Annotated in this window: 4 protein-coding genes; all 4 read right to left on the bottom strand. The window is 38.3% G+C overall.

Annotation, left to right across the window (positions count from 1 at the left end; genetic code table 11):
* Window positions 1–308: 308 nt before the first annotated feature.
* Window positions 309–1748: a glycogen synthase GlgA gene (gene glgA / locus ABDZ53_RS04155; RefSeq protein ID WP_343754274.1), complete on the bottom strand. Its 1440-nt coding sequence runs from the start codon at window positions 1746–1748 to the stop codon at window positions 309–311.
* 8 nt (window positions 1749–1756) lie between these two features.
* On the bottom strand, window positions 1757–2929 hold the full coding sequence (gene glgD, locus ABDZ53_RS04150) for a glucose-1-phosphate adenylyltransferase subunit GlgD (protein WP_343754272.1): 1173 nt from the start codon (window positions 2927–2929) through the stop codon (window positions 1757–1759).
* The gene (locus tag ABDZ53_RS04145; RefSeq protein ID WP_343754270.1) at window positions 2919–4064 is read right to left on the bottom strand and encodes a glucose-1-phosphate adenylyltransferase; all 1146 of its coding nucleotides are present in this window, start codon (window positions 4062–4064) and stop codon (window positions 2919–2921) included. Before ABDZ53_RS04145 ends, glgD begins: the two co-directional genes overlap by 11 nt.
* Window positions 4065–4136: 72 nt before the next feature.
* Entirely contained in the window at window positions 4137–6065 is a 1929-nt protein-coding gene (glgB, locus tag ABDZ53_RS04140) for a 1,4-alpha-glucan branching protein GlgB (RefSeq protein WP_343754268.1), read from the bottom strand.
* Window positions 6066–6201: the final 136 nt, after the last annotated feature.

Raw genomic sequence — 6201 nt, 5'->3', positions numbered from 1 at the left:
CCTATTTGGGAATATCATACCTTCGAACAGGAATAATCTGATTTTTCATAGAACTTTTGGCATTACCATTATTAAAGAGTATACATCAAAGGTTAGGATAAAAAAAGCAGTCACTTGTGACTTCTTTTATATACATCTCACTTTTCAAAAAAAAGATGGGTTATTTAACATTCTATAAATCATATAAGCTAATAAGTTGGTAGCCTGTCATTTGTGAACATTTTAAATGATTTGAGCTGAGAGAGTGTGGTTGGAACGAAAATACCTCAAAAGATGATGAAAGTTCATCTTTTGAGGGTGTGATATAATTAATACACAATATATTTATATTGATCAATATATTCTAAGGCAGACTTTTTCCAGCTATTGTCCTTACTCATGGCGTTCTTTTGAACTTCATTAAAGCCGTCCGGGTCTTCATAATAGAGAGTTAAGGCGGAATCAATCGTTTGGAGCATAGTTTCTACATTGAAATCATAAAAACTAAACCCTGTCCCCTCTCCTGTCCATTTATTATGAGGCTCTATTGTATCAGCTAAACCTCCCACTTCATGGACAATCGGAAGTGTTCCGTATCTAAGAGAATTGAGTTGAGATAGGCCACATGGTTCAAATAACGACGGCATAAGGAATAAATCGACTCCAGCATAGATGAGTTGAGCCAGTTCGCTGTCAAAGTGAATAACCGCCTGAAACTTCTCAGGATAAGCTTCACTAAAGTAGCGGAAGGCCTCTTCAAAGTAAGGTTTCCCTGTCCCTAAAAGAACAAGTTGGACGTGACGGTGCTTCAATAGCTCTTCCATCGAATCAATGATTAGCTGAACGCCTTTTTGTTCATCCAAACGGGTGACGATTCCCATCAATGCAATATGTTCATCAACGGGCAATCCGACTTTTTCTTGTAAGATTTTCTTGTTTTTCGTTTTACCACTTAAATCATTTTTCGAAAACGTATGGGGGATGGTTGTATCAGTCTCTGGATTATACGTGTCATAGTCAATACCATTGAGTATCCCTGTTAACTTATAGCTATTATTCTGTAAATGCGTTTCTAGTCCATAACCAAATTCAGGTGTTTGTACCTCCTGCGCATAGGTCGGACTCACTGTCGTAATCAAATCAGAAAAATAGAGAGCCCCTTTTAACCAGCAAACTTTATCTCCGTATTTTAAACCCTCTTCATGAACAGTCCCGTAACCCATATTGAACCAATCCCCTATGGTGTATGGATCATAGACTCCTTGGAACAAGATGTTATGAATAGTGAGCACGGTTCGGATGTCTCGGTATTTTTTTATCCATGAATATTTATCCTTCAAGAGAACGGGAATCATGGCAGTTTGCCAATCGTTCACGTGTAAAACATCCGGAATAAAATCGATTTTTTCCAGCATTTCAATCACTGCTTGTTGAAAGAAAGCAAACCTTTCCCCATCATCTCCGTAATCATAAAGATTGGGCCTGTCAAAATAAAAGAGATTATCGATGAAATAATACGTTACTTTGTCTCTTTTAAGTTGCTTGATTCCACAATGTTGTTTCCGCCAACCTACCTCAACAGTAAACTCCACGACATCTTTTAAACTGTTTTTAGTTTCTTCATCTAATTTCTGTACAAAAAAGGGAAGGACAACGCGCACATCATTCCCATTTTTTGCTAACTCTTTAGGTAATGCTCCCATGACATCCCCTAAACCTCCTGTTTTAAAGAAAGGGGCGCACTCGGAAGCAGCGAATAAAAGGTTCATTTTTTTCCTCACCCTTCCTCAATCTCTCCATTTGCAAAGACCACACTATCTTTAGAGATGACTATAGGATTATCTGGTGTGCCTTCTAATCGTGCTCCTTTTTTAACATAGACATGTTTATCTAGTATGACGTATTTCAATTGGACATCATCTTCTATGGTCGAATCTTGCATAATGATAGAATTCTCGATTTCAACATTTTCAGCTATCGTTACTTTTCTAAATACGATAGAATTTCTCACTGTACCATACACTTGACAGTCATTGGCAAATTGAGAGTTTTCTACTACTGCAGACTCCCCATAATAGGTAGGAGCAGAATCTTTCGGACGGGTCAATACCGGTTCAGCTCTATAAAATAAGGAGTTGAAATGCTCATCATTCAGCATATCCATATTAGCCTGATAATAACTGAGGATATCTTCTACCACTTTTAAATACCCTGTATATTCGTACCCATGAACAGTTTTGCCTTCTTCGAGCGCTAATGTGATGAAAGTCGGAACATCCACACTCAAATCATTTTCGCGTGCTTGGAAGAGGTAATCTAAAAATGTCTTTTTATCTATTATCAACATATTCATATTCAATTTTACTGTTTCATTATCGTCATCACTGTCTGCTAAAGGTGTGATGGCTTCAACAACTGTCGGATCTTCATCTGATACTGAAAGACGTGACGTGACGGTGTCTTTTAATAAAGTGTTTCTTTTAACTTTTTTATAAACAATAGTCGCTTCACTATCCTTCTCTTGATGGAAATGAAGTAAAGAATCGAATTGAATATTTGAAAGCATACTCGACCCTGTCAAAAACACATAGTTGGATTTGGATTTTGAAATATATTTATAGTGGTCGTCATAATAAAAGGAATCATGTTTTCTCTGGGTTTTTTCTGATTTTAACATGAGCTGTGAGTGAGTAAACACTCCCCCGCCCGCTAAAGAATCTAAGCCCCAAACTGAACCGGAACGAATATGGTCGTATAGAGAATGCCCGGATCCTGATATAAACAAGGCTGCAGATTCTGCCTGTGCGTTATATAAAACAGAAAACGGGAAATCAATCAGTCTATACCGACATCCAAACGGGAGTGTGGCTACTGGCCGTCTATTTGTTAATGGCTTTAATTTAATATCATCTTCTACTAAATTAACAACAGCTGCAATATTATTTCTCATCTGAATACCCTCCTACTTCTTCATCATACCCCACAACGGCTATATCTCCTGGCGTTCCAGTGATAGTCGCTCCATCGTAAATCTGAGCTCCTTCTCCTATGATGGCTTTTTCAATGGTTACATTTTCACCAATGACAACATTTGGCATGATAAAGGAATCCTTAACAACTGAATTTTTACCGACTTTAACATTATGGGAAAGGATAGAGTGCGTAATTTCTCCCGCTACATAGCACCCATCTGTTATCATTGAATCGACAACTTTGGACGTAATTGTTAAGAACTGGGGAGTTGTGTTAGGGTTACTTGAATAAACCTTCCATCCTTTGTCACGAATATTTAACTCGTGGTTCGGATCTAAAAATTCCATATTAGCTTCCCACAAACTTTCAATTGTTCCCACATCTTTCCAGTAGCCTTTAAAGGAGTAGGCATAAATGGATTCGCTGTTTCGCAAATATGCAGGAATAACATGGTGCCCAAAGTCTTCCATTTTTCTGTTTTTAGACTGATTGTCCACCAGGTACTGCTTTAATCTTGGCCAGCTGAAGATATAGATTCCCATTGAGGCTAAGTTAGATTTAGGTTTTTCCGGTTTTTCCTGAAACTCAATAATGCGGTCTGCTCTGTCTGTATTCATGACGCCGAAACGAGAAGCGTCTTCCCACGGTACTGGCATGACTCCAACTGTTAGAGAGGCCGCTTTTTCTTTATGGTACTCTAACATCTTTTCATAGTTCATTTTATAAATATGATCTCCTGACAGGATGACCACGTAATCAGGGTTTTTCTGATCTATAAAATCAATGTTCTGATATACAGCATGAGCTGTCCCTTTAAAGAACTTTTCTCCGTCTATGCTCGAATAGGGCTGTAAGATTGTTGCTCCGCCTTCATGACGGTTCAGTCCCCAACTGGAGCCATTCCCAACATGCTCGTTTAAAATCAAAGGCTGATACTGTGTCACCACACCGACATCATTAATTCCTGAGTTGGCACAATTAGACAAAGCAAAATCGATAATTCTATAGTTGCCACCAAAAGGCACAGCTGGTTTGGCGATTTGTTTTGTCAATTTTCCTAATCTCGATCCTTGCCCTCCAGCTAATATCATTGCTACTGTTTCAGTTTTCATCTATTTCGGAAGTGTCATTCCTGACCTTCCTTCCCTCCTTAAACCGTATTCTGTACTTTGTTGCTCCTTTTCTTACGCTCTTTCTTCTTTACTTTTCGGCACGCCATACACTCTCTTCGGCTTTAAGACAATCACGCTCATAGCTGGTAAAATCATTTCCACTGAATACTCTTTTCCTTGTGAGGGTGTATCTTCTGTTTTAAGAATTCCTTGAGATTGTGTCCACGTTCCTCCTAGGTCTTCCATTTCCGTATTCCAGACTTCTTCGTACTGTCCTTTATAAGGCACACCAATTCGGAAATTTTTTCGTTCAACTGGGACAAAATTACATAACACGATTAAGAAATCTCTCGGTTGCTTTCCTTTTCTTATGAAATAAAGCACAGATTCTTCAGCATTGTCTGCATCTAGTATCTCTATTCCTTCCGGGCTATGGTCTAACTCCCATAATGCTCTGTTTTCTTTATAAAAAGCATTCAGTTTCTGTGTAAACTCTAAGTGCTTAGCATTTCTATCATCTTCTAAGTTAGTCCATTCCAGTCCTTCTGCAAATCTCCATTCTAAAAACTGACCGAACTCTGCTCCCATAAATTGAAGTTTTTTACCTGGATGCATCATTTGATAGGAAACTACTGTTCTCAAGCTGGCAAACTGATTGTAACGGTCGCCAAACATTTTGTGCATCATCGATTTTTTCCCATGAACCACTTCATCATGAGAAAATGGCAAAACAAAATTTTCATTAAAGGTATACATAAATGAGAACGTAATTAAGTTGAAGTGATCTTTCCTAAAGAGTGGGTCCATTTCAAAAAAACGAAGGGTGTCATTCATCCAACCCATATTCCATTTGTAATTAAAGCCTAATCCCCCTTCGTGCACAGGATGAGTGACTTTGCTCCAAGCCGTACTTTCCTCTGCCATCATAATCACATCAGGGTGGCGTTCAAATATTTTGGTGTTAAGCTGTTGTAAAAACTCAACGCCTTCTTTATTCACGTTTGTTCCTTCATCATTCGGCGTCCATTCGCCAATGTCGTAATCTAAGTACAGCATATTACTCACGGCATCGACTCTTAAACCATCTAAGTGAAATTGCTCAATCCAGAATAAAGCATTCGAAATCAAATAACTTCTCACTTGAGGTTTCCCTAAATCAAAATTAAGTGTCCCCCATCGATTGTTGTTTGCCATATTTGGATCAGAGTATTCAAACTGAGGCGTTCCATCATAATAAGCAAGACCGTATTCATTACGATTAAAATGACCTGGAACCCAGTCCATAATTACTCCAATATGCGCTTGATGAGCGGCTTCCACAAAATCTTGGAACTCTTCCATGGTGCCATATTTTGAGGACAAACCGAAAAACCCTGTTACCTGATAACCCCAACTGGCATCTAGAGGATGCTCCATTAAAGGCATAAATTCAATATGCGTGTATCCCATTTCTTTTACATAGGGAATGAGTTCTTCCTGCAGTTCTTTAATGGTGTACCACGAACCATCATCATGGTGTTTCCAAGAGCTGAGATGGACTTCATAAATATTTAGTGGACGGTCGTATATCATTCTCCGTTTTCGATTAGCCATCCATAGTCCGTCTTTCCATTTCTTTTGAGGCAAGTCCTTTACTATGGATGCATCTTTAGGTCTGACTTCGAATTGGTAAGCGTAAGGATCTATTTTATAGGCTACTGTCCCGTCTGCCTGGATGATTTTGTATTTATAACAATGTCCTTCTTCGGCCCGATCCATGTTAAGAGTAAACATCCCCGAATTGTCTACTTTGTGCATTTCATCTAACTCAGACCAGGAATTGAAATCTCCAACCAGGAAAACAGATTGGGCATGAGGTGCCCATACAGTAAAATTAAAACCTATCTCTATTTTCCGACACCCCATAGTTAAATAGCTATCATAAAGTGTGCCTTCATTAAATAGGTATAAAGCTTCTTGCTTTTTCTTGTCCTCATCGCTATGACTTGTATTTTTTTCCATTCAAATCCCCCTTTAAAATAGAAACATATCTCCCCTTATACTCTCTATTTCATTTATTTTATTTGAAAAGAAAATACTAAAAAGAGACAAAAAAGCACCTCTCATGGTATAATTAAATCATGAAAAATTTAAAAAT

The organism is Alkalibacterium iburiense (assembly GCF_039521845.1).
Taxonomy (GTDB): Bacteria; Bacillota; Bacilli; order Lactobacillales; family Carnobacteriaceae_A; genus Alkalibacterium; species Alkalibacterium iburiense.
The sequence above is the reverse complement of the archived record's forward strand: the minus strand, read 5'-3'. Positions and strand labels throughout refer to the sequence as shown.

What these genes read in the sequence shown, in the direction of transcription:
- glgA (WP_343754274.1), bottom strand. Translation starts at nt 1,748, where the DNA reads ATGAACCTTTTATTCGCTGCTTCCGAGTGCGCCCCTTTCTTTAAAACA.
- glgD (WP_343754272.1), bottom strand. Translation starts at nt 2,929, where the DNA reads ATGAGAAATAATATTGCAGCTGTTGTTAATTTAGTAGAAGATGATATT.
- ABDZ53_RS04145 (WP_343754270.1), bottom strand. Translation starts at nt 4,064, where the DNA reads ATGAAAACTGAAACAGTAGCAATGATATTAGCTGGAGGGCAAGGATCG.
- glgB (WP_343754268.1), bottom strand. Translation starts at nt 6,065, where the DNA reads ATGGAAAAAAATACAAGTCATAGCGATGAGGACAAGAAAAAGCAAGAA.